This is a genomic window from Oceanipulchritudo coccoides, from assembly GCF_010500615.1.
Lineage (GTDB): Bacteria > Verrucomicrobiota > Verrucomicrobiia > Opitutales > Oceanipulchritudinaceae > Oceanipulchritudo > Oceanipulchritudo coccoides.
Genome location: NZ_JAAGNX010000002.1, coordinates 1060394 through 1081606 on the forward strand (window position 1 = coordinate 1060394; position 21213 = coordinate 1081606).

The following is a 21213-nucleotide window of genomic DNA, read 5'->3' on the forward strand; positions in this document are numbered from 1 at the left end:
CTGGATGGCCCGTAAATTTCATCGCCGCAAGCCGCTCGAGGCCATGTCGGAGCTCAACGTGACCCCGTTGATCGACCTCGCTTTTGCCTTGTTGATCATCTTCATGATCACGGCGCCCCTGCTTCAGCAGACAATCGATATCCGCGTCCCGACGGAATCCGCCCGCCCGCAACCCAGTGAGCCAATAGAGCCACTGATGTTGTCCATCGATCCGCAGGGACAGTTTTTCTGGGGTGATCAGGCAGTCGGGGACAACGAAATGCAGTCACGTCTCGTTCTTGTCGCGGACACGGATGAGCCTCCGGTCGTGCAGATCCGTGCGGATGCCGGTCTGCCCTACCAGCGGGTTGTCGACTTGCTGGATCTGGTCAAGGGGGCTGGCCTGAGCAAGATCAGCCTCGAGACACGCGCCCGCTGATGGAACGACAGACCAAGCAATCAATGGTCATCTCGGTCATGGTGCATGTTGCCTTGGTCGGGGCCGCCTTTTTGTTTATCTTTATCGAATCCTGGATGAAGAAGCCGGAGCCTGTCGTCTTCGAGCTGGTCGCGGCCGCGTCCCCGCAGGTCAATGAGGCGCCCATGGATGATCTCCCCGATGTCCCCCTCGAGCCACTGAAGGTCGATCAGCCCGATCCGATCAAGCCGGTTCCCGAGGTGCCGGATCTGCCTGAGCCCGAACCCGAGCCTGAGCCCGAGCCGGAGCCGGTCAAAAAACTTTCCTACGAGGACTGGGCCAAGAACCGCGACCTGCCGGAACGTGTTCAGCGTGTTCAGAAGCCCAAACCGAAACCCGTCCGCAACGTGCCGGAAATTGAGACCGATGTCCGGGCGCGGCTCGAGAAGCAGCTTTCGCCCATTAAAATCCAAGGCGTTGACCTGAGCCAGATCGAGAGCTCCGATGCCCTGCAGCGCTATCTTTCCGCCCTCCGCCAACGCATCCAGCAGGCCTTTGAGCCCTCTGGCTCCAACCTTGAGGCGGAAGCTTACTTCACAATCACGGCAGGCGGTTTGCTTTCCAGTGCCCAGATCCATCGGTCCTCCGGCAACGCGGCTTTTGACCGTTCCGTCCTCCGCACCCTCCAGACCGCACGCTCTCCCGGCCCGCCCCCGGGCAACCGGGACTATACTTTCTCACTGGTCTTCAGGTCGGAGTAGGAACTGCTCCAATGAGTCGGGCCTTCAGGCCCGGTCAAGCAAGTGGAACCGGGCCTGAAGGCCCGACTCATCTAAGCTGCCAGTTTGTTTATTAAATTTGCTGTTGACGCCACTTCCCGCCCCTCTTTGCTGTTTTCTTCTTTGATGGGGCCGTAGCTCAATTGGGAGAGCGCCACAATGGCATTGTGGAGGTCGTCGGTTCGATCCCGATCGGCTCCACCATCCTTCGCTCCTCGCTTCGCCCGGAGCTTCGGATGGCAAGCCATCCGGGTCTACAACAAAAAGTGGGTCTACAACAAAAAGTGGGGAGTGCGTATTATTTTGATGGGTCATGATGTGTAATAGGCCTCCGGCCTGTTGTTTAAAGGATCATCCACACTGAGCAACCGTGCCCTGTGAAGCTCCTGCGCAACAGGATGACGCGGAGGTGGTAGTTGTTAGAGTTTCCTGCCCCTGTTTTCAGCTTGTTCCTTGGCTGATTGATGGAAATGATGCCGGCATGCTTCGGTCGTATTCCAAGTTCCCCCGAGATGGTAGATTACAACAACTGGTCTGCCTGTTATGTGGCCTGTTGGGATTAACCAATGCCATTGTCGCCGACCGGGCGGGGGAGTCGCTGCCGAATGTCATTTTCTTTTTTGCCGATGATATTGGCTGGGCGGATGTGGGCCGGTATCATGAGCACTATGCGGACGGGGTGAACCAGCCCTCTGTGGCACCGGTCCCAACACCGAACATGAATCGATTGTGCGACGAGGGGATGATCTTTACCGATGCCCAGTTACCGGCTGCCCTTTGCGCACCCAACCGCTTTTGTGTAATGACCGGTAACTACACGCACCGCTCCCGTCCGTGGGGAACCTGGGATCGTGACAGCAACACGGCCTTTCATTACGGAGATGCGGTGGACGACCGCATCGACAATCCGCACAGGACGGTTGGGACGATCTTGCAAGAGGCTGGTTACCGGACGGCCTTCTTCGGGAAGATGCACTTCGGCGGGGACTTCTTTGATTCCGCTGGAGCCATTATCCGGCCCTCAAACGCCGACCTTGACCAAATCGATTACACGCGGCAGTTCCGCAACGGGCTCCTTGACCACGGATTTGATTACACCTTTGCGACTCCCGACGGTATCCAGGGCCCCGTCTATGCCTACTTTGAGAATGACTTGTACCGTCCAATCAGCTCTTTCGCTTATGATATCGACGGTGTGGATGTTTCAGGATATTCAATCCTCCAGCACTTTCTTGACGGGGACCTGGTCGGCAACGGGGAGATGATTCAGGACGGCTACGGCGATTCTGAATTTGATACAAGCGAACACGGTGTGATCCTGAGCCACTTCGCAGCAGAGTTCATCGCTGACCATGAGGCCAACCATGTGGATAAACCCTTCCTGGTGTACTATGCCGCCCCGGCCATCCATGTTCCCCACACGCCATCGAGCAGCGGCATCGAGGCTGCAGGAGCGACCGGCCTCGGTTCCCGGGCAGATTTTATTTACGACCTCGACCAGCAGCTGGGACGTCTGCTTGACAAGCTGGAAGCTCTTGGCATTGCGGACAACACCCTCATCATTGTCTCCAGCGACAATGGCGGCTATCCGGGCATCAACGGCAATGGGGGTGATGGCATGGTTGACGCCGGCCAATGGCCGAACGGGCCTTTTCGCGGGAACAAGGGATCCGTTTACGAAGGGGGACATCGCGTGCCCTTCATCTGGAAGTGGGGCGATGGAACAGAACCGGGATCTGTTATTCCTCCGGGGAAATCCTCTGATCAATTGGTGTCGGTGATCGATTGGGTGGCGAGTATGGTTGACCTGACGGGCGGTGCATTGCCGGATGACCAGAATTACGATTCAGCGAGCTTGCTCCCCTTGGTCTTTTCCGGGCAACCCGATCTGGAGGCACCCGTTCGCACGATTCATCATTATTTCTTCCATAACAATAACCAGCGGGCGGTCCGCATGAACGATGCGGAAGGAAAATGGTTTTTAAAGCGGACGAGTCCGATTGAACTGTACGACCTGGCAACTGACCTGGACCAGTCCGACAATTTGATCGAAGGCTTTTCGAGCTTCGGGGACATTCCCGAAAGCCATCCCCACAAGGCACGCATCGATGCCATGAACGCATGGTATAACGCCCACAACAATTCCTACAGTCCTCGGTCAACCCCCTCCGCTGATTTCAGCGACGAAGCCACGAAGACTCCAATCCCGGTCCCCGTGCCCGCGGCCAGGCTCAAGGTCGAACCAAACTTGTTGTTTTCAGCGGAAAACCTGACGGACTTTGCCGCCTACGATATTGACACATCCACAGACCTTCAGGGTTCCTGGAGCCTGCTCGAGACAATCCCGGAACTGGCGACCAACTGGTCCATGACCTGGGATTCGGCACTGCCCATCTTTTTCAGGATCCGGTACCCCGAAAAGGCCGACCGGAGCTTTCTGCCGCTTCGGTGAATGCTGACCACTAAAATTTGCAGTGAAAGCGTGTTTCTGCTGGAAAAATGGAGATGATTGGAATGAAAACCCCCCTTATCCTGATTTGCACATGCCTTCTTCTGACATCCCTGATGGGAGAATCCCGGCAGCCGAATGTTGTAGTTGTCCTGATGGACGATTACGGGCTTGGACAATTTGCCCCGGTGGCGCGGCAGCTTGAGCTGGAGAATGTGGACCCCGGATTGCTCGCCTTCACGGAAACCCTCGGGGATGCGGCCTATGACCCACAAGTGGCCCTTGAGGCCTCCCGTCGTGCGATGCCCTTCATGGACAGCCTGAGCGAAAACGGGTTGGTCTTCACGCGGGCCTTTTCGGCAAGCAACCTTTGTTCGCCGGCCCGGCAGGGACTTGTCACGGGGATTAATCCGATCCGGTTTGGTGGTTACCGGAACATTGATGTGAATGAATTGGGGCTGCCCGAGGGAAAGAGCCTTGTCGGGTTGTTCAAGGGAAGCGGGTACCGGACGGGGATGATTGGCAAGTGGCACCTTGGCAGGCACGTGGAAAGCCTGCGCGAGAAAGTCCTTGCCGCAGGGGGAAGCTATCAGGATGTATTGGAAAGTGGATACATGGGATCGGCGCGCGAACAGGACCATCCACTCAACCACGGCTTTGATTACGCCTATTTCTACAATCTGTGGGAATGCCCCTTCTACGGTTCCAGACTTATCTGGGAAGACCGGGAATTCACGGGTAAGCAGAACCAGTACAACACGGACCTGTTTACCGACAAGGCAATCGCCTTCATGAAGGGATCCCTGGACGCCGGCGAGCCGTTTATGGTGGAGTTGGCGCTACACACCGCGCACAAACCGCTCGATGTTGATGCGCCGGAAACGTATGCCAGCCGGTTTGATACCGGATCCGCACTGGTGGACCGTTTCTATTCCCACATCTACGCGGTCGACCGGTCGATCCAACGGATTTCGGAAATGCTCAAGGGGCGTGGGGAATGGGAAAACACCATCCTCTTCTTCACGGCCGACAATGGTGCCACCTGTAACGTGGGTGACGGTGACCTCAGTCTGATCCCTGGCAATGGTCCGCATCGCGGTCACAAGGGGCAGATGTTCCTTGGCGGCATCCGCGTTCCAATGCTCATGGTCTGGCCTGATAAAATCAAGGGTGCCCATCATGTCACCCAAGCCGTCTCGGTGATGGATGTCCTGCCAACCGCGTTGGACGCCATCGGGGTTCCGGTTCCCGGAGATATCGACGGTACCAGTCTCCTGCCGTTGTTGAAGGATCTCAAAACACCGCTACATGAGCGCCTTTACTTTACCGGCATCCACGCTGCGGCATGGGGCTACTCCAGTCATGATGTAATTGGCAATGCCGAGCAACGCCGCGATCTCTCGCCCGGCTCGTGGGTCATTGTCGAAGGGGACTGGGTGCTCCGGTATGTCGGAAAGCTCGTCCCCGGGCTCATGCGGAGTCTGCCCGACGGGGAAGATGCCGCCTACGGCTTGTTCAACATAAAGGACGATCCGCTTGAACAGAATAATCTCTACGAGGAATTTCCTGACATCGCCGCTCGTTTGACAAAGGCCTATATGGAATTTGCGAAGGATCTGCCACCTCCGCCAGTCTGGGATCGGGCCCGCTGGGAAGAGCTGGTGATGCCCGCTGAATCAGGGCTTTAAAAATCTCAACCTCAGGAATTCCTTGCTATCGCTGACAAGTGGGAAGATGGAGCGATCCGTTACCTCGCTGGAGGTGCTGCTCTCAAATACCGTGTCATCAATCGACCATGGATCGGTGTTGCCCAAATCGGTTGAGCGCTCGGTGAAAATACCAACAAGGCCAATCGCATCGACGTTTCGAGGATAGGTAAGGCTCAGGTATTCCTGTCCGCCAAGCATCGTGAAGGAAGGGATCAACTCGGGAGAATCACTGATGGTCGGATTCAGCCCAAGGGCAAATTCAGCAAGCGCGTCCAGGTCGTCGCCGTCACTGTTGTCCGTTGGGGAAAGGCTTGTGTCATCCGGTCCGTAGGTGCTCTCCCATGCATCGCTCAATCCATCGTCGTCCGCATCGGGCTTGACCGCACTGGAGAGCAGTAGCTCACCGCCGCTCACCGTGAGGTTGAATCCGCTTGGAAGGGCGGGGGAGACGCCAAAGTCCGCGGCATTGACGGAACTTGTCGCGAGAGAGAAATCGATCAGCGTGATATCACCGGTTTGGAGCGCACCCGGATGAATGCGGAGCGATACTGGGGAACTGGTGGCAAAGTCTCCGCCGGTTACAGTCACTGATTCGTTCAGGCTGATTCCGTAATCGATGATTGGCTCGGGAAGCACCACTTGAAGCCCTCCCTCAGTCAACAGGATGTCCCCGCCGCCGGTGTCCAATGACAAGGACGGGCTGCTGGTGGAACTATTCCCGTTTTCAATTCGAAGTCGGGCAAGTCCGCCGAACGGCTCGAAAAACAAATCCCCGACAATGGTTGCCGGCAGACCCCCGACAATGAGTCGATTCAGTGAAACAATGGCTCCGGGATAGGGGATTCTGGAGTAGGAACCGCTCGGAAGAAAAAGGCTCACTATTGTTCCGCCCAGGTCAAAGTCCCCGTTGACCGCTGTGGGGCGGGTATTAAAGAGGGCAAGCTCGGCAGTTCCCGAAAGGCTGATACTCGGGGCGTTGAGTATCGTGAAGGGTAATGCCAAGGCCCCGGCTGCTCCGGTTGAATCAATTTCAAGCAGCCCGATGCAATCAGAGGCCGTCAACACGCCACCGCCCATGCTGAAGGAGACGGAGGAAGCGCTCAGATTAACCAGTAGTTCGGAAACCTGCTCGAAAATAAAATTCCCGGCCAAGTCCAGGCCGGCAATTGAGACCAATGCATCCACGCCAATCAACCGGATGAACGGACCGGCAGGAAGGGAAATGGCGATTGTGGAGAATCCCAGATCCACGATTTCGTCCACGGCCTGGCCTGTTGTGTTGACCTGAAAGATAAAATTAGAACCGACTGTCATACCTGGCACTGACAGGCTGGTTAATCCACTCAGCTCTCCGGCAATTCCATTACTGAACAAGAGCAGTGGGCCCTCGGCATTTGATAGGCTGATGACACTGCCCCCTTGCGCGTAAGATCCGTTCGTTACAATGACCAGAACAGGGGCACCGGTCTGCTGCTCAAACAAAAAATTACCTGTCAGTGTCTGTCCGGAAATGACGAGTGAACTATCGATGCCTTCAACCCGCAAATACGGCCCGGCGGGAAGATCCAGCAGAATGAGCTCACCGGAAATAGACAGGGTTTCATTAATCGACGATGTGCCCGTGTTCACTGAAACGAGAAAGGATTCGGAGGTGGAAACTTCCGGATCGTTAATAGAAACATCGCCGACAAACTGCATTCCTGTTCCCGAGCTGTTCATGAAGACCAAACCAGATCCGCTCGCGACGGTCAGCGCGGTGCCCGTTCCGTCATTGAGCAACAGCGCTCCGTTGGCCAGAAGGCCTTGGAGTTGTCCACTTATTATCTGCAAAAACTGGAAATCCCCGACAAGCTGGGAATCGAGGACCGCGAGCTGTGCATTAGAGGCTTGCATCAACACGATGCCCGCGCTGAGAGATAATTGCTGACTGATTCCGCCGATATTGATCGTTTGGTCGATCTCGGATCCCGTACTGTTGATCAGCAGGTGAAAATTACTGGATGCGGAAATCCCTGAATCTGCAAACGCCACCGGCCCCTCTATATCAACCCCTGTCCCGTCCGGGGTCAAAAGCATGATCCCACTGCCGTCGAACAGTGTAAGAAGCTCGGTTATACCGTCACCGAGAATGCTGATGACCGAAGACGCCTGGCCAACGACATTACCGCTTGGATCCTGCTGGAATTTGAAATCACCAGCCAAGTTTTGACCCGCGATATTGAGGAAGGCCCCCTGGCTGATGACCGAAACGCTTGGACCGGCCTCGGCGACAACCGTCCGTAGTTCCCCATCAATTTCATAATCCTGATTCACCTGTTGACTGGTTGTATTGACCTGCAGGAAGAAGTCACCCGCGCTCGAGAGAGCGGGTGAAGAGAACAGGCCGGCAAGCACTCCTGCTGTACCGTCCGACATGATGAGTAGGTCACCGGAAACATCGCTCAGGGTGACAATATCGGTGACCTCATTCCCCAAGTTCGTGATTGCATTGAAGATTCCAAAGTTCAGGGCCCCCTCAATCGTGCTGTTCCGGTTCAGGGAAAGTTTGCGCACGCTAAGATCGCCAAAGATGGTCTGGCCGATCACACCGATCCCCACGCTGTTGCCGAGGATTTCCTGGAATGGATCGCCTGAGGGCGAGGCCACTTCAGAGGGATCAAAGTCAAGATTGATGAAGTCTGGGGGAACACTTCCTTCCACGGAAATGATTTTACTCACCGCCGTCTGAAGCATGTTGACCCGTGCCTGGATGGGCCCCGAAAGGACCACCCCGCTTGCGCCAATTATCGATCCTGAGCCCGTTGCCACGACTGCGTAATCGGATCCTACTTTCACGACACCCACGACTGCATCCGTGATGAGCAATCCCCTCGCGAGCGGGTTGATGCTGCTGTCGGGCAGAATCGCATCGCCTTCCCCGATGAATACGGTCATTCCCGCGGCCGCCCCGACTTCCTGGGTGCCTGTATCCACCAAGGTGATGGGGCTCTCGATCCTCAGGATGCCTCCGATATCGAGATCCGCCCTTGCGGGCGTGGCGCTGGCGATATACACCAGAAGTACGAGCTTAAAGAGAATGCGACAGGGAGATGATTCCATAGTTTGTTTTCCAGTAAGATTCATTAGGGACGGTACTGGGGAATATCAATTTCGCGAATTTTTATTCCAAAACCCCTGTGAGGGCAGGCCCCATGACTCGCCGGACTGGGCGGAAACCTTATCCGCCCCTAGTGATCTTGCCGCTATGGCCTTGTTGAGGAGGTTGGTTCAATCCCGACCGGATCTGCCTACTTAAAAAAAAGCCTGCACTGGTGTGGCATGGGCTCGACGATATTTGTGTGGCGGCAGGCCAAAGTGGTTCTTGAAGACACGGGTCAGGTGGGGGGCGTGACAAAACCCGGTCAGGTTGGCGATCTGCTCGACGCTGTCGCGGGTTGTCAGGAGGAGGGATTCGGCCTTCTTGATACGCAGTTCAATCAACTTCTGGTGCGCAGTGGTCCGCAAGGCATTCTTGAACTGCTTTTCCAGTTGGAGGCGATGGGTTCCACAATGGGCGGCAAGCTGCTCAACCCCGAAACTGTGACGCAGGTTGTCGTTCATGTATTGCATCGCTTTGCGCACGAGAGGATCGGCGATAGCCAAGGTTTCTGTACTGGCTCGGACTATAACCCTTTCCGGTTCAATGTAGTGGATTTTGTTGGAGACGGGTTTGCCCTCCATGAGGCGCTGCAGCAGGCGGCATCCGGAATAACCGATAATGGCGGAATCCTTGCTGACGCTGGAGAGTGGAATCGGCTGCAGTTGGCAGATGAGTGGGTTGTTATCGACCCCGAGAATGGCGAAGTCATCCGGGACCTGCCAACCTTCGTCAAGGCAGCGGTTCAGCAGCCAGGCTGCATCAAAGTCGTTCTGCGTGAAGATGGCGGTTGGGCGGGGGAGTTGGCGCAGCTGCCGGCGGATATGTTCCGTGTTCTGGGTCAAGCCCCTGTCGAGGCGTACAGCCTCCAATCCGCTTTGCCCCAGGACTTCCCGGAAGGCCTCGAAGCGAAGTTCCCCCCATGGGGTCTTGTGAAAGGCATACCAGGCAAAATTGCGGTGCCCCTGCTCGATGAAGTGACGGGCAGCCAGCTGTCCGATACGGCTATTGCTGGTGGAGACCCGCGGCATCTTGAGGTCGCTGCGCCAGATCGATGTGTCGACACAGGGGAGGGGATTGCGCCGGATGAAGTTCGCGAAGCGTTCCTCCTGATTCAGATTGCAGATGATACCGTCGCCTTCCCAATGCTTGGGCAGGCGTGATGACCTCATCAAACTGATGTCAAGGTGCCAATTGAACGCCCTCGCCGCCTGGGCAATTCCCTTGTGGATGGAGGGATTGTAGCTCCCTTGCAGCATCAGGACTTTTCTTTGGCGCGACATCGGGTTGCTGGACAAGGGTTGGGTGAGTTATCGGAATGTGCAAGAAATTATAAATTTATGCATAGTGTAGTATCCAGGTAAAGGTGCTAGGCTGCGGCCCTGCTTGAGAAATTTACATCCAAGACAAATGAAGCAATTACCGAGATTCACCTTTGGCATGGGCGACCGATTTGGCCGTCAGGGAGAAGCGCAGCTGCGGTCTGTTCTGGACGCACGGGCACTGGGCATGGACGTGGCCCCGGTGTGGAACAAGAGCAAGCGTGAGCATACCCTCATCGGAACGGAGCCGCAGAGCCTTCGTAATGAGGCGGACGCAGCAGTAAGGGCACTCGATTACGACGGGCCGTACTTCGTTGATGCTGATCATATCACGATCGAGACCGTGGACGACTTTATCGCTTGTAGTGACTTCTTCACCCTCGATATCGCCGACAGCCTCGGCAAGCCGCCGAGGAGCGTGGACAACGCCGACCGCTACCGGCAGACCCTTGAAGCACTTGGGTCGGTCTCCGTGGAGGGCATGGAGACGGTCTCCTTTGATCCGGAAAGTGCTTCCGCCTTGTTGGAGGCATATGGCGCGGCCATCGAGGCGGCAAAGGCCCTGTATGAAAAGATTGCCGCCGCCCGCCCGGATGGGGACTTTGCGGTGGAGATTTCGATGGACGAGACCGAAACTCCCCAGGGCCCCAAGGAACTGCTGGGCATTCTCCGCCTGCTGGCTTTGGAAAATATCCCCGCGCAGACCATTGCCCCGAAGTTCACCGGCCGTTTCAACAAGGGAGTGGACTATGTCGGCGACCTGGAGCAGTTCACGGTGGAGTTCGAGTCGGATGTCCTTGTCTTGGCATATGCCATAAAAAACTTTGGTCTTCCCTCCTCTTTGAAGCTGAGCGTCCATTCAGGAAGCGACAAGTTCAGTCTGTATCCAATTATCAAGGACATAGTGACAAAGCACAATGCCGGCCTGCACATGAAGACAGCAGGGACAACCTGGCTGGAGGAAGTGATCGGGCTGGCCGAGGCTGGAGGTGCCGGATTTGACTTCGTCAAGGAACTCTACATCGATGCGCTGGACCATTATGACGCCCTGACAGCCCCGTATTCGACGGTGTTGTACATTGATCGGAGCCAGTTACCATCCGTGAAAGTCGCGAGGGGCTGGAAGAGCGAGGACCTTGTCGCCATGGTGGAACACGATCAGGAAAACCCGCTGTTCAACTCCAGCCTGCGGCAGTTTTTCCATGTCGCCTTCAAGCTTGCCAGCAAAGCGGGCGACGGCTACTACAGCCTGCTGGACGAGAACGCCGGCATCATCAATCGGCGGGTGCATCACAACCTGTTTCAGCGGCACATCCTGAAAGTATTCCCCGAATAGGCCCCATGAAAAAAACCACCTCCTCTTTCTCCTTTGGGCGCCTTGTTGGACTGGCCATCGCCTCCCTGATATTCGCTTTTCTAGGATCCGGAAACCATGGCAGAGGCGCTGCAGCCTGGCACACTTGACATGGCGAAGAGCAATCCCGCCCACGGAATTCAGCTACGCGCCCTTCAGCAGGGCGTGACACCCTTTTTAAGGAGGATGTTGCCGTACTTGGCCGTTTCACCCGTCATGACGACGGCAAAGGCCGACTTGGCCCGGTCATAGAAGTCGAAGCGGTCGACCCGCTGGATAGCGGGGACCTTCGGATTGGTGAGCTGAATTTTTTCGAGATAGGCGGCCTCGACCGCAGGATCCAATTGATCCCCATCGACAGCTGCCATCATGACCAGGGGATGGTCCACGTAGGCATCCAGTTCGAAAAGGGGGAGGATCGCTTCGAGCAAATCCGGAATACGAAGCCCATCCGCGCGAATGACCTGCTTATTGAATGTCTCCCCGGGGAAATGAGCATCGGCAAGGATGAGCTCGTCACCGTGCCCCATGCGGGCCATGACGGCCAGCAGTTCTGGACTGATCAAGGGTGAGATTCCTTTAAGCATGAGCGTGTGGGTTGTGCTTATCCTTGGCTGGTGCGTTCCTTGCGGTCAATTGTATTGGACAGGAAACCGTAGATGGCGACCACGACAAAACAGGCGGCTGGAAGGAAGAAGGAAATCCTGACCGACTCCAGAGTTTGCCCGAAGAGGGTCATCCCGTCACCGTCGATCATCGCACCCTGCATGCGCGGCATGAAAGCGCCACCAACGATGGCAAAGATGAGGCCGGCTGACCCCAGCTTGGCATCGTTCGGGGTCAGGCCATGGAGGGCGATCCCGTAGATTGTCGGGAACATGAGCGACATACAGGCGGAGACCCCGATGAGGCAGTAAAGGCCTGCCATCCCCTGGATGAAGATCGCGCCAAGGGTCAACCCGCAACCCGCGATGGCGAGGATGCCCAGGAGCAATCCCGGATTAATGTACTTCAGGAAGAAGGTGCAGATAAAGCGTGAGCTCAGAAAAATCCCCATGGCGAGGATGTTGTAGTTCTGGGCCTGCGCCGCTGACAGGCCGATCAGGGTCATCCCGTAGTGGATGATGAAGGTCCAGCACATGATCTGGGCACCGACATAGAATGCCTGGGCAACTACGCCCCCGACATAATGAAAGCTGCCAAAGAGGTGGCGTATCAATGAACCCAGTTTGATCTTTTCCTCTTCATGCCCGGTATCCGGCATCCTGGAAACGGCAAACAGGGCCAGCACCCCGATGACAATCAAGGCAATGACGACGTAGGGAATTTTCACTACATCCAGATCGTGTGCCACCATGGCAAGGTGCTCTTCCTGTTGCGTCGCCTTGAAGGTCTCAAGCGCGGTCGTGATGAGACCGTCCACCTGGCTCGGCATCATGTCTGAATACTCCGGATGGGCATCCCACTGGGCCTGGCGAAACTCGGCCACCTGCAGGCTGGGGAGAATGAAGAAGCTGGCCACGGCCATGCCGGTCAATGAGCCAATCGGGTTGAAGGCCTGGGCAAGGTTGAGGCGGCGGGTAGCCGTTTCCGGTGATCCCATGGAGAGGATATACGGATTGGCGCTGGTCTCAAGGAAGGCCAACCCGAAGGTCAAAACATAAAAGCCAACCAGGAAGATGTTGAAGGACATCATCGAGGCGGCGGGAATGGTCAGGAGCGCACCGATGGCATACAGGGTGAGCCCGATGATGATTCCCGACTTGAAGGACAACTTGCGGATGACCAGTGCCGCGGGAATGGCCATCGTGGCATAACCACCATAGAAAGCCCACTGAACCAGGCTACTCTGGGCGTTGCTGATCAGGAAGATTTCCTTGAAGGCGCGGACGAGGGGGTTAGTGATGTCGTTGGCAAATCCCCACAGGGCAAACAAGCTCGTAACGAGGATGAATGGGTAGAGGAATTTTGCGCTGACAACTTTAGGGGAACTGTCGGTGGAGGGTGAGGAGTGTGCTGTCATTCGCTTGTGAGCCTATTTGTAAAGAGGCCCGTACGTCTGGCAAGCGCGGAAGTCCGCGCCCTCGAGGCCGGCAGTGCCAAAAGCCCGCCAGGAACTTGGACGCATGATTCGCTCTTCACCCACGTTGTGCATGTAGACCGGAATCCGCAGCATGGAAGCCAAAGTGATGAAGCGGTCGCCAATGTGTCCGCAGGACATCACGCAGTGGTTCGCGCCCCAATTGTTCATGACCTCATAGGTCGAGCGGAAGGCGCCCTGTCCGGTAAGAATCGGGGCAAACCATGTTGTCGGCCAGGTTGGATTGGTCCGCTGGTCCAAGGCATCGTGAACATCCTCTGGCAACTCAACCGTGTAGCCCTCGGCTATCTGCAGGGCCGGGCCAAGGCCATCGATGAGGTTGATCCGGGTCATGGTGGCGGGCATGCCGCCCTTTGTCTTGTAGCGCGTACTCATGCCGCCACCGGGAAAGTACTCGGTCATCGACGGGTGCCATGTGGTCGCCTTCAGGCAAGCGTCGACTTCCTCCCTGGTGATTTCCCAGAACGGTTTCATGGCCGGTTTGCCATCAACCGATTGTTCGCCGGTGCCGTCCAATGCAGCTGGGCCGGAATTGATCAGGTGAAGGATCCCATCCTTGGCCTCTCCCTTGAGCTTGTGTCCGCTGGCCTGCTTGACCGCGTCAGGGCTCCAGTAGGTGCGCAGGTCGGCAAAGATCTGGGCGGAGTTGGAGAGCAGGTAGCCGAACAACATGGTGGCTCCATTGAGAGCGTCGTTTTCGGTGGCGACAATGTAAGGCGCCCGCTTCCCGTTCCAGTCGAAGGATGTGTTAAGGATGGCCTCCATGAAGTCCCCGTTTGGAAAGTAATCCGTCCATTGGCGCTGGCCCTGGAAGCCGGCAGCGATGGCTTGGTGACCGAGGGCTTGTTCACCAAAGCCCATCTCCGCCAACTTGGGATTGCCGACCATGAGGTCCCGGGCAATGAGCGCCATCTTGACGTTGGTTTCCCATTCCGCATCGAGGGTTTCCCGCGAACGCAGATGCGTGTCGGGGTTGTAGTCCTTCCCTTCCGGGCAGTTCTTCTTCACCCAGGCAAGGGCTTTCTTGAATTCCTTCTGGTCGAAGATCCCTTTGTCCATGCGCCCGATGAGCTCGCTCATGTCGATGTCCTCGACGCGCATCCCGAGCCATTTCTCCCAGAAATTGTAATCGACCATGGATCCGGCAATGCCCATGGACGTGCCGCCCATGGAGAGGTAGGCCTTGCCACGCATGGTGGAGACGGCCAGCCCGCAACGGATGAAATTAAGAATCTTCTCCTCGACGTCGGCCGGGATGGTCTTGTCGCCCGCTTCCTGGACATCCTTCCCGTAAATGCCAAATGCCGGCAGGCCCTTCTGGGTGTGTCCGGCAAGCGAGGCCGCAAGATAGACGGCTCCCGGACGCTCCGTCCCGTTAAAGCCCCAGATGGCCTTGGGAAGGTGACGGTCCATGTCCATGGTTTCCGAGCCATAGCACCAGCAGGGAGTCACGGTCAGCGAGACACCCACATTTTCCACACGGAACTTTTCCGCGCAGGCATTGGCCTCGGTCACTCCGCCAATGCAGGTGTCGGCAATGACACATTGGACCGCTTTACCGTTGGGGTATTTCAAATGCTTACGGATCAAGGCCGCCACACGCTTGGCCTGATCCATGGTCTGCTTTTCGAGGGATTCGCGCACGCCACCAAGGCGGCCGTCGATGGTCGGGCGGATGCCCACTTTGGGGAGATTTTCTAAAATGGGGTTTTTCATAGCCGGCGATTCTAGCAGATTCCACTTTCTCATTGAATGAAGGATGATTTCCCTGCATGGATAATCCTGACCAAAATGGAGATTCAATCCAAAGAACCGTTTATTGAGCTGTCCGAGCAGGTCTACGACACCCGGTATTATTCCTTCGGCGGGATGCAGAAGCATTCGCCTGCCCCGGTGGAGATTGTCTTTGGAGGCCTCGAACATTGTGACAAAGACTACCGGATCGACCGAAAGGGCTTCCCCGTATTCCTCCTGGAGTATGTTGTCTCGGGGGAGGGGTCTCTCACGCTCGATGGCCAGCCACACACCCTTCGCAAGGGTTGTCTTTACTGGTACGGGCCGGGCGTACCATGTCATTTAGTGAACAATCCCGAGCGGCCCTTGGTGAAGCATTTCATCGCCTTTCGCAGTTCACAGGGATCCCCTGAGAAACTCTACAATATCAACCGTTACTTCATCGGCGCGAACCGTGGAGGAGAACAGGTGGGGAACATCATCGATAGCCTTTTTCTGGAAGCCTGTCTTGGCACCGAGGACTCCTTCCGCATTTGCTGTTCCTACCTCGACATTCTCCTTCTGAAATGTGCCCGCAGTGAAATCCTCGAGCAGCACACAAGGGAGCGGGCCTGGCCCGTCTTCAAACGGGTCAAGGACTACATCAGCGACAACTACCTCGAATTGAAGCGGATTGATGATATCGCAGCCGGGGTGGACCTGGATCCCTCCTACATTTCGCGGCTCTTCAAGCGCTACTACCATGTCACTCCGTACAATTTCCTCCTGCAGAGGAAAATGGAATACGCCCTCGACCTGCTGCGCCAGGGCAACATGAGTGTCCAGAAGGCAGCTGAGACCATCGGCTTTGAGGATCCCTTTCACTTCTCCCGTGTCTTCAAGAAGTTCAAGGGGATCAGCCCCAGCGACGTGCGCAGCGTGCGGTTGTGATAAGGCCCGTGACAGTTTTGGAAGTGTTTTTTGTCCGTATTATCGCCCCGGAGAGTATGGGCATTGTCGACAATTAAAAAGATATCGGAGGCAAGGCATCCTTCATGAATTTATGCTGAACGGCATCAAATGCCTCTCCCCTTTTTCTTGCAGATACGGCTTGGTTCAGGACGGAAGCAAGATATGGAAACTCCCGTTCAATTGTTCGATACCCGACCAACGTTCCGTTCTCCGTAACAGTGGTCACATTGGAGCCGGGAAATCTATAGAAAGTGCCAGCTCTGAGTTTCTCCGGCAAGTGCTCGACAACTTCCTTACTCACTTGTTTCTGATCAACCCGGCCTCTGCCTGAATTCTCAAGCTTCTCTTCGTTTTTAGAATAAGCGAGCAAAGTGCTATGAATTTTTGGAACCCGGTTATCTTCCATGGTTTCCATGATCACATTGACGACATGGTCCAACGAATCGAATCTTTGTTCGAATTCCTCCCATTCGCTAATGTGTTGGAATGTCCTTTGCATTCCCACAACAACATAGGAAGTGGAACTGTCTTCTCTTGCCAGAATGTTGTAGTCGGTAAATTTTAAATTGCTCATGTCTTTGGTCTTTTAGGATATATTGTTATCATCCGTCACGCAAAATCAGACCACCAGGGCCACTTGCACGCCGGGGCCATGGACCCCCTGGATTAGGATGCCCTCGACATCGGCCGTTTTGGACGGGCCGGTACAGAAAATTACCGAGGGATCATCGCCGAAGCGGCTGATGGCGTCACCGATGGTCGGCACGATGTCCTCCTGCCGGATGACTGCCACATGCACCCATGGAGCAAGTGCACCCAGCCGGGCTGATGTTTCACCGTCCTTGAGCATGATGGTGCCGCTCTCGGCGATCCCAGTGCTCCCTGTGGTAATGCCAAACTGATACGTATCCACTTTGGCCAAATCGTATTCGGTCTCGAAGGAAATGCCGTCCAGTCCCTCAAAGAGGCTGGCCAATTCGGGATCGCAATAGCCAAAGGTGTTTCCCTCTTCACGAAGAAATTGGGCCAATATTTGTACGGAATCAAAATACCGTCCGCTGGCCTCCGCCAACTTGTGCGCGAAGAGCTCCTTGGCGCTGTTGAATTCCGGATGGGCATGACAGACCGTCATGGAATCATCCCACTGCGGATATGGTGTACGCTCAGGCAATGGATCCAAAGCCTTCTTGATCTCGGAGAATATGCTATCCCGGTCGTTGCTCATAATAGGATTTATTTTGAAGATGGGGGACGGTTGCGGAACCACTTGCGGAATTCGCCGCCCTGGAACTTGGGCAATTTCCGGTTATGCTGCCACGCGCGGGCGGACGGGTGGGGAATCAGCTCGGTTGGAATATAATTCATGGTGTGGCCCATGGAGAGGGCGGTCTTCCACATGGCCGGTTGTGAGCAAAGGGTCGCCCAGAGTCCGAGGGACGGCGTGCCCTTCATGGCATCGGTTGCCTTTTCCCGCTTGGCCTTGTCACGCAGGCGCAGAAGCAAGTCCGGGATGGGAATGTTGACCGGGCAGACTTCATTACAAGCCCCGCAAAGGCTGGAGGCTTTGGGCAGGTCGGCCAGCTCCGGGAAGCGGTTTCCGGCGAGTAGGGGACTGAGTACCGCGCCCACGGGTCCCGGATAAACGCTGCGGTAGGCGTGGCCGCCCGCCTGTCGGAAAATCGGGCAGACATTGAGGCAGGCCCCGCACCGGATGCAGCGCAGGATCTCGCGGCATTCACTGGCCAGAACTTCCGTGCGCCGGTTATCGAGAAAGACCACATGCATCTGTTCCGGACCATGCGGTTGCCCGGGGCTCCGGGGGCCATTGATGAACTGGTTGTAGACGGTGAGTTGCTGGCCGGTGGCGGAACGGGCGATGAGATTCAGGAAAAGGGAAAAGTCGCGATCCTTCGGTATGATTTTTTCGATACCGACAACGGCGATGTGAATCCGGTTGGCGGCAACTGAAAATCGGGCGTTCCCCTCGTTGGTGACAAGAGAAACGCGTCCTGATTCTGCCGATACAAAATTACCGCCGGTCAGGCCAACATCCGCATCGAGGTATTTCTGGCGAAGGAACGCCCGTGCGCGGCGGGTGATGGTTTCGGGGTCATCATTGTAATCCCCGAGGCCCTCGCGTTCAAAGCTCTTCGCGATGTCTTTCCGGTTCTTGTGGATGATCGGAGTGACGATGTGCGACGGGTGGTCATCATCAATCTGGATGATAAACTCCCCCAGGTCGGTCTCGACAACCTCCATGCCGTGTTTCTCCAGATAGGGGAGCAGATGGATCTCCTCGGTGACCATGCTCTTGCTTTTGACCATCCGCTTGGCGCCATTTTCCTGCATGATCTTCAGGATCGTTGCATTGGCGCTCTCAGCATCATTGGCAAAATGCACATGGGCACCATTGGCCTTGAGGCTGGCCTCGGCCTGGGCGAGGTATTGATCGAGATGCTCCAGCGTGTGCTGCTTGATCTCCCCGGCGATCTCCCGCAACCTGTTGGCCTCCGGAAAATCCTTCTGGAGGATGGCCATCCGTTTTTCAGTCTTCGCTTTCGAGGACAGGTAGGTCGACTTCTGGACCTCGTCGCTGAGGTCGCGGGCGACAATATCGATTTTCTGCAGGGATTTCATAGCAATCCGGCATTTTGAAGTGAATTACGAAGGATCTGGGCCACGTGGAGCCGGTTTGTCTTGTTGCCCTGCTTGTCCATCATGCCGCCAAAGTGCATCATGCAACCCATGTCGGCGGCGGCGATGGCGTCTGGCTTGCAGGCGGTCAGGTTTTCGACTTTGAGGTCGCCCATTTTTTTCGAGATATTGGGAAAGGAAACGGCAAAAGTTCCACCAAACCCGCAGCACTGTTCCTTTTCGTCCATGGCTCCCAGTTCCAGGCCATCGATGGATTCCATCAAGGTCGTGATGGCATCCCCGCTATTCGATCCCCGCAAGTGACAGCTCCGGTGAACGGTGATGAGGCCCTCATACTTTCCCGGCCATTCCTTGATGCCCAGCCCGTTTACGATGTAGTCCGTGAGTTCCCATGTGCGGGCGGCCAGTGCCTGAATCTCTTCAATGTCGGATTCCTTCTCAAAGGCCAGCGGGGCGCCATGGAAGATCATGGCCGCACAGGAACCAGAGGGGACAATGATCGGCTTGTCCCCCGCAAAGACCTTCGCGGTATGGCGGACCACTTTGCGGGAAGACTTCCAGTCACCGCCATTGAAAGCGGGCTGGCCGCAGCAAGTCTGGCCGTCGGGTAACTCGATGTCGCATCCAAGGTATTCCAGTATTTCCACTGTGGCGCGCGCAACATCCGCATAAAAGGCGTCGCACAGGCAGGTTGTCATCAGCTGGATGGATTTTCCGGCTGGTCGGTTTGGGGGCGTATGGAGGAGGCTCATGAGTGGGTTGAAATTATTCGGCGATCCTGACCGTGCAGCCTTTGTCGTGGAGCTGTTTCACAAATTCGGGTGACGCGCCGCTGTCGGTGACGATCATGGAGAGGTTTTTTATTTCTGCGAAAAAATACTCCGATTGCTTGTCCAGTTTTGTTGAATCCACGAGCAGGACAACTTGCTCGGCAATCTGGACAAGGTTCTCCTTGAAGAGGGCCTGCTGTTCAAATCCCTCGCTGGCTCCGCGTTGGGCATCCAATCCGATACAGGAAATGAAGGCCGTGTGGATCTGGTAACGGCGAAGAGCTTGCTGACTGTCTCCCCCGATGAAGGTCTGTGTCTTCTGGTCATAGCGCCCGCCTGTGGAAACCAGCTCCACATTTTCCAGCCGGACCATGTGGTCGATGACCGCGTAGGCGTTGGTGACAATGCGGTAGGGCAGATCCGGCAGTATTGAGACAAGAGCAAAGGCGGTTGTGCTGCTATCGAAAGCATAGGTCCGACCGGGTTGGATTTGATCAATCAGGACCTGAGCAATGGCCTTCTTCTTATCCACATTCAGGGAGCGGCGTTCGGTGAACGACTGAAGCTTGGGGCGTCCACTCAGGCTGGTCGCTCCGCCATGGGTGCGGGTCAGTTGACCACTTTCGTCCATGCTTTGAAGGTCCCGCCGGATGGTTTCATCCGTTACGGCAAATTCTTCAGCAAGGTCGATGGTCCGGACGGTTCCCCGCTCTTCGAGCAGGGCGAGAATCTTTTGTTGGCGCTCAACGGCTAACATTGTTGGTTAATTTTGGGTTTGGTTGGGAATTTGCAAGATATTTGTTGACTTAATTGGGATTTATAGAGGAAATACGGGAAATACACAGAATACCCCAATGTCTTCCACAAATAGTATTTCTATGAACCGAGCTCATATTGAGCAGCTTGTCCGGGACAGTTTGCGCCGTCAAGTAGGGGGCATGGGCCGGTCAAGAATCTCCGGCCCGAATCCCCTGGTGGTGAACATCAGCGCCCGGCATTGCCACCTCAGCCAGTCTGCGGTGGAAACCCTGTTTGGCAAAGGACACCAGTTGACCCCGAAGAAGTGGTTGTATCAGGAAGGGCAATACGCAGCCGAGGAATCCGTGACCCTTATCGGACCCCGCAGCCGTGTCATTTCGAATCTGCGCATCCTTGGTCCCTGCCGTGATTTCAACCAGGTGGAGCTGGCTTATACCGATGCCATTTCGCTCGGCTTTGACATTCCTACCCGCAACTCCGGTGACATCAAGGGAACACCCGGATGCATGCTGATGGGCCCGGCTGGGTTTCTCAAGATGCAGGAGGGCGTCATCCGTGCTGCTCCCCACGTCCACATGGCGCCTGAGGACGCGGCCTTTTACGGGGTGGAGAACAAGTCTTTCATGAAACTGAAAATCGGGGGGGCGCTTGGCGTGACCTTCGACCGCATTTTCGTGCGAGTGGATCCTTCCTTCAAGCTGGAGGTACACATCGATACGGATGAGGGGAACAGCTGTGGCTTCGGTCCGGATGTCCCCTGTGAGCTGGTCCGCTAATTTCTACAAATTAACAACAATCAAGAACCCAGATAATACAATGAACGAATCCATCGGATTGATCGAAACAAAGGGGCTTGCTGGATCCATTGAAGCCAGTGATGCCATGGTTAAGGCGGCAAATGTCAGCCTTGTTAAGCGAGTCTCAATCGGTGCTGGAATGCTGACCGTCTTCGTCAAGGGCGATGTCGGTAGCGTCAAGGCAGCTGTCGAGGCTGGAGCAGAAGCCGCCAACCGTGTTGGTGAGCTCGTCGGTTCCCACGTCATTGCACGTCCTCACGAGGACCTGCTGAAACACTTCTAAACAACCTGAACAGGGAG

At 55.9% G+C, this 21213-nt stretch carries 18 protein-coding genes and 1 tRNA gene; 9 read left to right on the forward strand and 10 right to left on the reverse strand.

Translation table 11 applies throughout. The features are described 5' to 3' along the window. The first annotated feature begins 4 nt into the window (after nucleotides 1-4). The 5 genes from G0Q06_RS10245 (at nucleotide 5) to G0Q06_RS10265 (ending at nucleotide 5313) form a co-directional block, all read left to right on the forward strand. A complete protein-coding gene (locus G0Q06_RS10245) occupies nucleotides 5-418 on the forward strand; it encodes an ExbD/TolR family protein (RefSeq protein WP_163965390.1) in 414 nt (137 codons plus the stop codon). Beyond that, nucleotides 418-1158 carry a TonB family protein gene (locus G0Q06_RS10250; protein WP_163965393.1) on the forward strand — a complete coding sequence of 247 codons (741 nt, stop codon included), beginning with the start codon at nucleotides 418-420 and terminating at the stop codon, nucleotides 1156-1158. Before G0Q06_RS10245 ends, G0Q06_RS10250 begins: the two co-directional genes overlap by 1 nt. Nucleotides 1159-1304: 146 nt before the next feature. Next, nucleotides 1305-1380, forward strand: a tRNA-Ala gene (locus tag G0Q06_RS10255). 166 nt (nucleotides 1381-1546) lie between these two features. Beyond that, on the forward strand, nucleotides 1547-3628 hold the full coding sequence (locus tag G0Q06_RS10260) for a sulfatase-like hydrolase/transferase (protein WP_163965396.1): 2082 nt from the start codon (nucleotides 1547-1549) through the stop codon (nucleotides 3626-3628). Between the two features lie 62 nt (nucleotides 3629-3690). Beyond that, a complete protein-coding gene (locus G0Q06_RS10265) occupies nucleotides 3691-5313 on the forward strand; it encodes a sulfatase family protein (protein ID WP_163965399.1) in 1623 nt (540 codons plus the stop codon). On the opposite strand, the gene G0Q06_RS10270 is transcribed toward G0Q06_RS10265, so the two are convergent. Both G0Q06_RS10270 and G0Q06_RS10275 read right to left on the reverse strand, forming a co-directional pair. Beyond that, complete coding sequence (locus G0Q06_RS10270; RefSeq protein WP_163965401.1) at nucleotides 5302-8433, reverse strand: hypothetical protein; 3132 nt, start codon at nucleotides 8431-8433, stop codon at nucleotides 5302-5304. The genes G0Q06_RS10265 and G0Q06_RS10270 overlap by 12 nt on opposite strands. Nucleotides 8434-8625: 192 nt before the next feature. After that, nucleotides 8626-9753: an AraC family transcriptional regulator gene (locus tag G0Q06_RS10275; RefSeq protein ID WP_163965404.1), complete on the reverse strand. Its 1128-nt coding sequence runs from the start codon at nucleotides 9751-9753 to the stop codon at nucleotides 8626-8628. Nucleotides 9754-9856: 103 nt separating this feature from the next. On the opposite strand from G0Q06_RS10275, the gene G0Q06_RS10280 reads away from it, so the two are divergent. Next, nucleotides 9857-11128 carry a tagaturonate epimerase family protein gene (locus G0Q06_RS10280; protein ID WP_275106712.1) on the forward strand — a complete coding sequence of 424 codons (1272 nt, stop codon included), beginning with the start codon at nucleotides 9857-9859 and terminating at the stop codon, nucleotides 11126-11128. Between the two features lie 173 nt (nucleotides 11129-11301). Here G0Q06_RS10280 and fucU read toward each other — a convergent pair whose 3' ends face one another. From fucU to G0Q06_RS10295, 3 genes are read right to left on the reverse strand one after another with little or no spacing between them, the layout of a single operon-like run. After that, entirely contained in the window at nucleotides 11302-11733 is a 432-nt protein-coding gene (gene fucU, locus G0Q06_RS10285; protein ID WP_163965409.1) for an L-fucose mutarotase, read from the reverse strand. 17 nt (nucleotides 11734-11750) lie between these two features. Then, entirely contained in the window at nucleotides 11751-13169 is a 1419-nt protein-coding gene (gene fucP / locus G0Q06_RS10290) for an L-fucose:H+ symporter permease (RefSeq protein WP_163965411.1), read from the reverse strand. Nucleotides 13170-13181: 12 nt separating this feature from the next. Then, nucleotides 13182-14963: an L-fucose isomerase gene (locus tag G0Q06_RS10295; protein ID WP_163965414.1), complete on the reverse strand. Its 1782-nt coding sequence runs from the start codon at nucleotides 14961-14963 to the stop codon at nucleotides 13182-13184. A 75-nt stretch (nucleotides 14964-15038) separates the two neighbouring features. Between G0Q06_RS10295 and G0Q06_RS10300 the strand changes: the two genes are divergently transcribed. Further along, nucleotides 15039-15911, forward strand: a complete 873-nt coding sequence (locus G0Q06_RS10300) for an AraC family transcriptional regulator (protein WP_163965416.1) — start codon at nucleotides 15039-15041, stop codon at nucleotides 15909-15911. Between the two features lie 73 nt (nucleotides 15912-15984). On the opposite strand, the gene G0Q06_RS10305 is transcribed toward G0Q06_RS10300, so the two are convergent. The 5 genes from G0Q06_RS10305 to G0Q06_RS10325 are packed head-to-tail and all read right to left on the reverse strand — an operon-like array spanning nucleotide 15985 to nucleotide 20114. Continuing rightward, nucleotides 15985-16506, reverse strand: coding sequence for a hypothetical protein (locus G0Q06_RS10305; protein WP_163965417.1), 522 nt, complete (start codon nucleotides 16504-16506; stop codon nucleotides 15985-15987). Between the two features lie 45 nt (nucleotides 16507-16551). Next, entirely contained in the window at nucleotides 16552-17157 is a 606-nt protein-coding gene (locus G0Q06_RS10310) for a LutC/YkgG family protein (RefSeq protein ID WP_163965421.1), read from the reverse strand. 8 nt (nucleotides 17158-17165) lie between these two features. Then, nucleotides 17166-18569, reverse strand: a complete 1404-nt coding sequence (locus G0Q06_RS10315) for a LutB/LldF family L-lactate oxidation iron-sulfur protein (protein ID WP_163965423.1) — start codon at nucleotides 18567-18569, stop codon at nucleotides 17166-17168. Beyond that, nucleotides 18566-19339 carry a (Fe-S)-binding protein gene (locus G0Q06_RS10320; protein ID WP_163965426.1) on the reverse strand — a complete coding sequence of 258 codons (774 nt, stop codon included), beginning with the start codon at nucleotides 19337-19339 and terminating at the stop codon, nucleotides 18566-18568. The genes G0Q06_RS10315 and G0Q06_RS10320 overlap by 4 nt, the downstream gene beginning before the upstream one ends. Before the next feature lie 13 nt (nucleotides 19340-19352). Next, on the reverse strand, nucleotides 19353-20114 hold the full coding sequence (locus tag G0Q06_RS10325) for a DeoR/GlpR family DNA-binding transcription regulator (RefSeq protein ID WP_163965429.1): 762 nt from the start codon (nucleotides 20112-20114) through the stop codon (nucleotides 19353-19355). Between the two features lie 121 nt (nucleotides 20115-20235). On the opposite strand from G0Q06_RS10325, the gene G0Q06_RS10330 reads away from it, so the two are divergent. Next, a complete protein-coding gene (locus G0Q06_RS10330; RefSeq protein ID WP_238710493.1) occupies nucleotides 20236-20892 on the forward strand; it encodes a PduL/EutD family phosphate acyltransferase in 657 nt (218 codons plus the stop codon). A gap of 40 nt (nucleotides 20893-20932) precedes the next feature. Further along, on the forward strand, nucleotides 20933-21196 hold the full coding sequence (locus G0Q06_RS10335; protein ID WP_163965435.1) for a BMC domain-containing protein: 264 nt from the start codon (nucleotides 20933-20935) through the stop codon (nucleotides 21194-21196). Nucleotides 21197-21213 lie beyond the last annotated feature (17 nt).

Excerpts from the sequence above, each read along its gene's own strand:
- G0Q06_RS10245 (WP_163965390.1), top strand. The coding sequence starts at position 5 with ATGGCCCGTAAATTTCATCGCCGCAAGCCGCTCGAGGCCATGTCGGAG.
- G0Q06_RS10250 (WP_163965393.1), top strand. The coding sequence starts at position 418 with ATGGAACGACAGACCAAGCAATCAATGGTCATCTCGGTCATGGTGCAT.
- G0Q06_RS10265 (WP_163965399.1), top strand. The coding sequence starts at position 3,691 with ATGAAAACCCCCCTTATCCTGATTTGCACATGCCTTCTTCTGACATCC.
- G0Q06_RS10270 (WP_163965401.1), bottom strand. The coding sequence starts at position 8,433 with ATGGAATCATCTCCCTGTCGCATTCTCTTTAAGCTCGTACTTCTGGTG.
- G0Q06_RS10275 (WP_163965404.1), bottom strand. The coding sequence starts at position 9,753 with ATGTCGCGCCAAAGAAAAGTCCTGATGCTGCAAGGGAGCTACAATCCC.
- fucU (WP_163965409.1), bottom strand. The coding sequence starts at position 11,733 with ATGCTTAAAGGAATCTCACCCTTGATCAGTCCAGAACTGCTGGCCGTC.
- fucP (WP_163965411.1), bottom strand. The coding sequence starts at position 13,169 with ATGACAGCACACTCCTCACCCTCCACCGACAGTTCCCCTAAAGTTGTC.
- G0Q06_RS10295 (WP_163965414.1), bottom strand. The coding sequence starts at position 14,963 with ATGAAAAACCCCATTTTAGAAAATCTCCCCAAAGTGGGCATCCGCCCG.
- G0Q06_RS10300 (WP_163965416.1), top strand. The coding sequence starts at position 15,039 with ATGGAGATTCAATCCAAAGAACCGTTTATTGAGCTGTCCGAGCAGGTC.
- G0Q06_RS10305 (WP_163965417.1), bottom strand. The coding sequence starts at position 16,506 with ATGAGCAATTTAAAATTTACCGACTACAACATTCTGGCAAGAGAAGAC.
- G0Q06_RS10310 (WP_163965421.1), bottom strand. The coding sequence starts at position 17,157 with ATGAGCAACGACCGGGATAGCATATTCTCCGAGATCAAGAAGGCTTTG.
- G0Q06_RS10315 (WP_163965423.1), bottom strand. The coding sequence starts at position 18,569 with ATGAAATCCCTGCAGAAAATCGATATTGTCGCCCGCGACCTCAGCGAC.
- G0Q06_RS10320 (WP_163965426.1), bottom strand. The coding sequence starts at position 19,339 with ATGAGCCTCCTCCATACGCCCCCAAACCGACCAGCCGGAAAATCCATC.
- G0Q06_RS10325 (WP_163965429.1), bottom strand. The coding sequence starts at position 20,114 with ATGTTAGCCGTTGAGCGCCAACAAAAGATTCTCGCCCTGCTCGAAGAG.
- G0Q06_RS10330 (WP_238710493.1), top strand. The coding sequence starts at position 20,236 with ATGAACCGAGCTCATATTGAGCAGCTTGTCCGGGACAGTTTGCGCCGT.
- G0Q06_RS10335 (WP_163965435.1), top strand. The coding sequence starts at position 20,933 with ATGAACGAATCCATCGGATTGATCGAAACAAAGGGGCTTGCTGGATCC.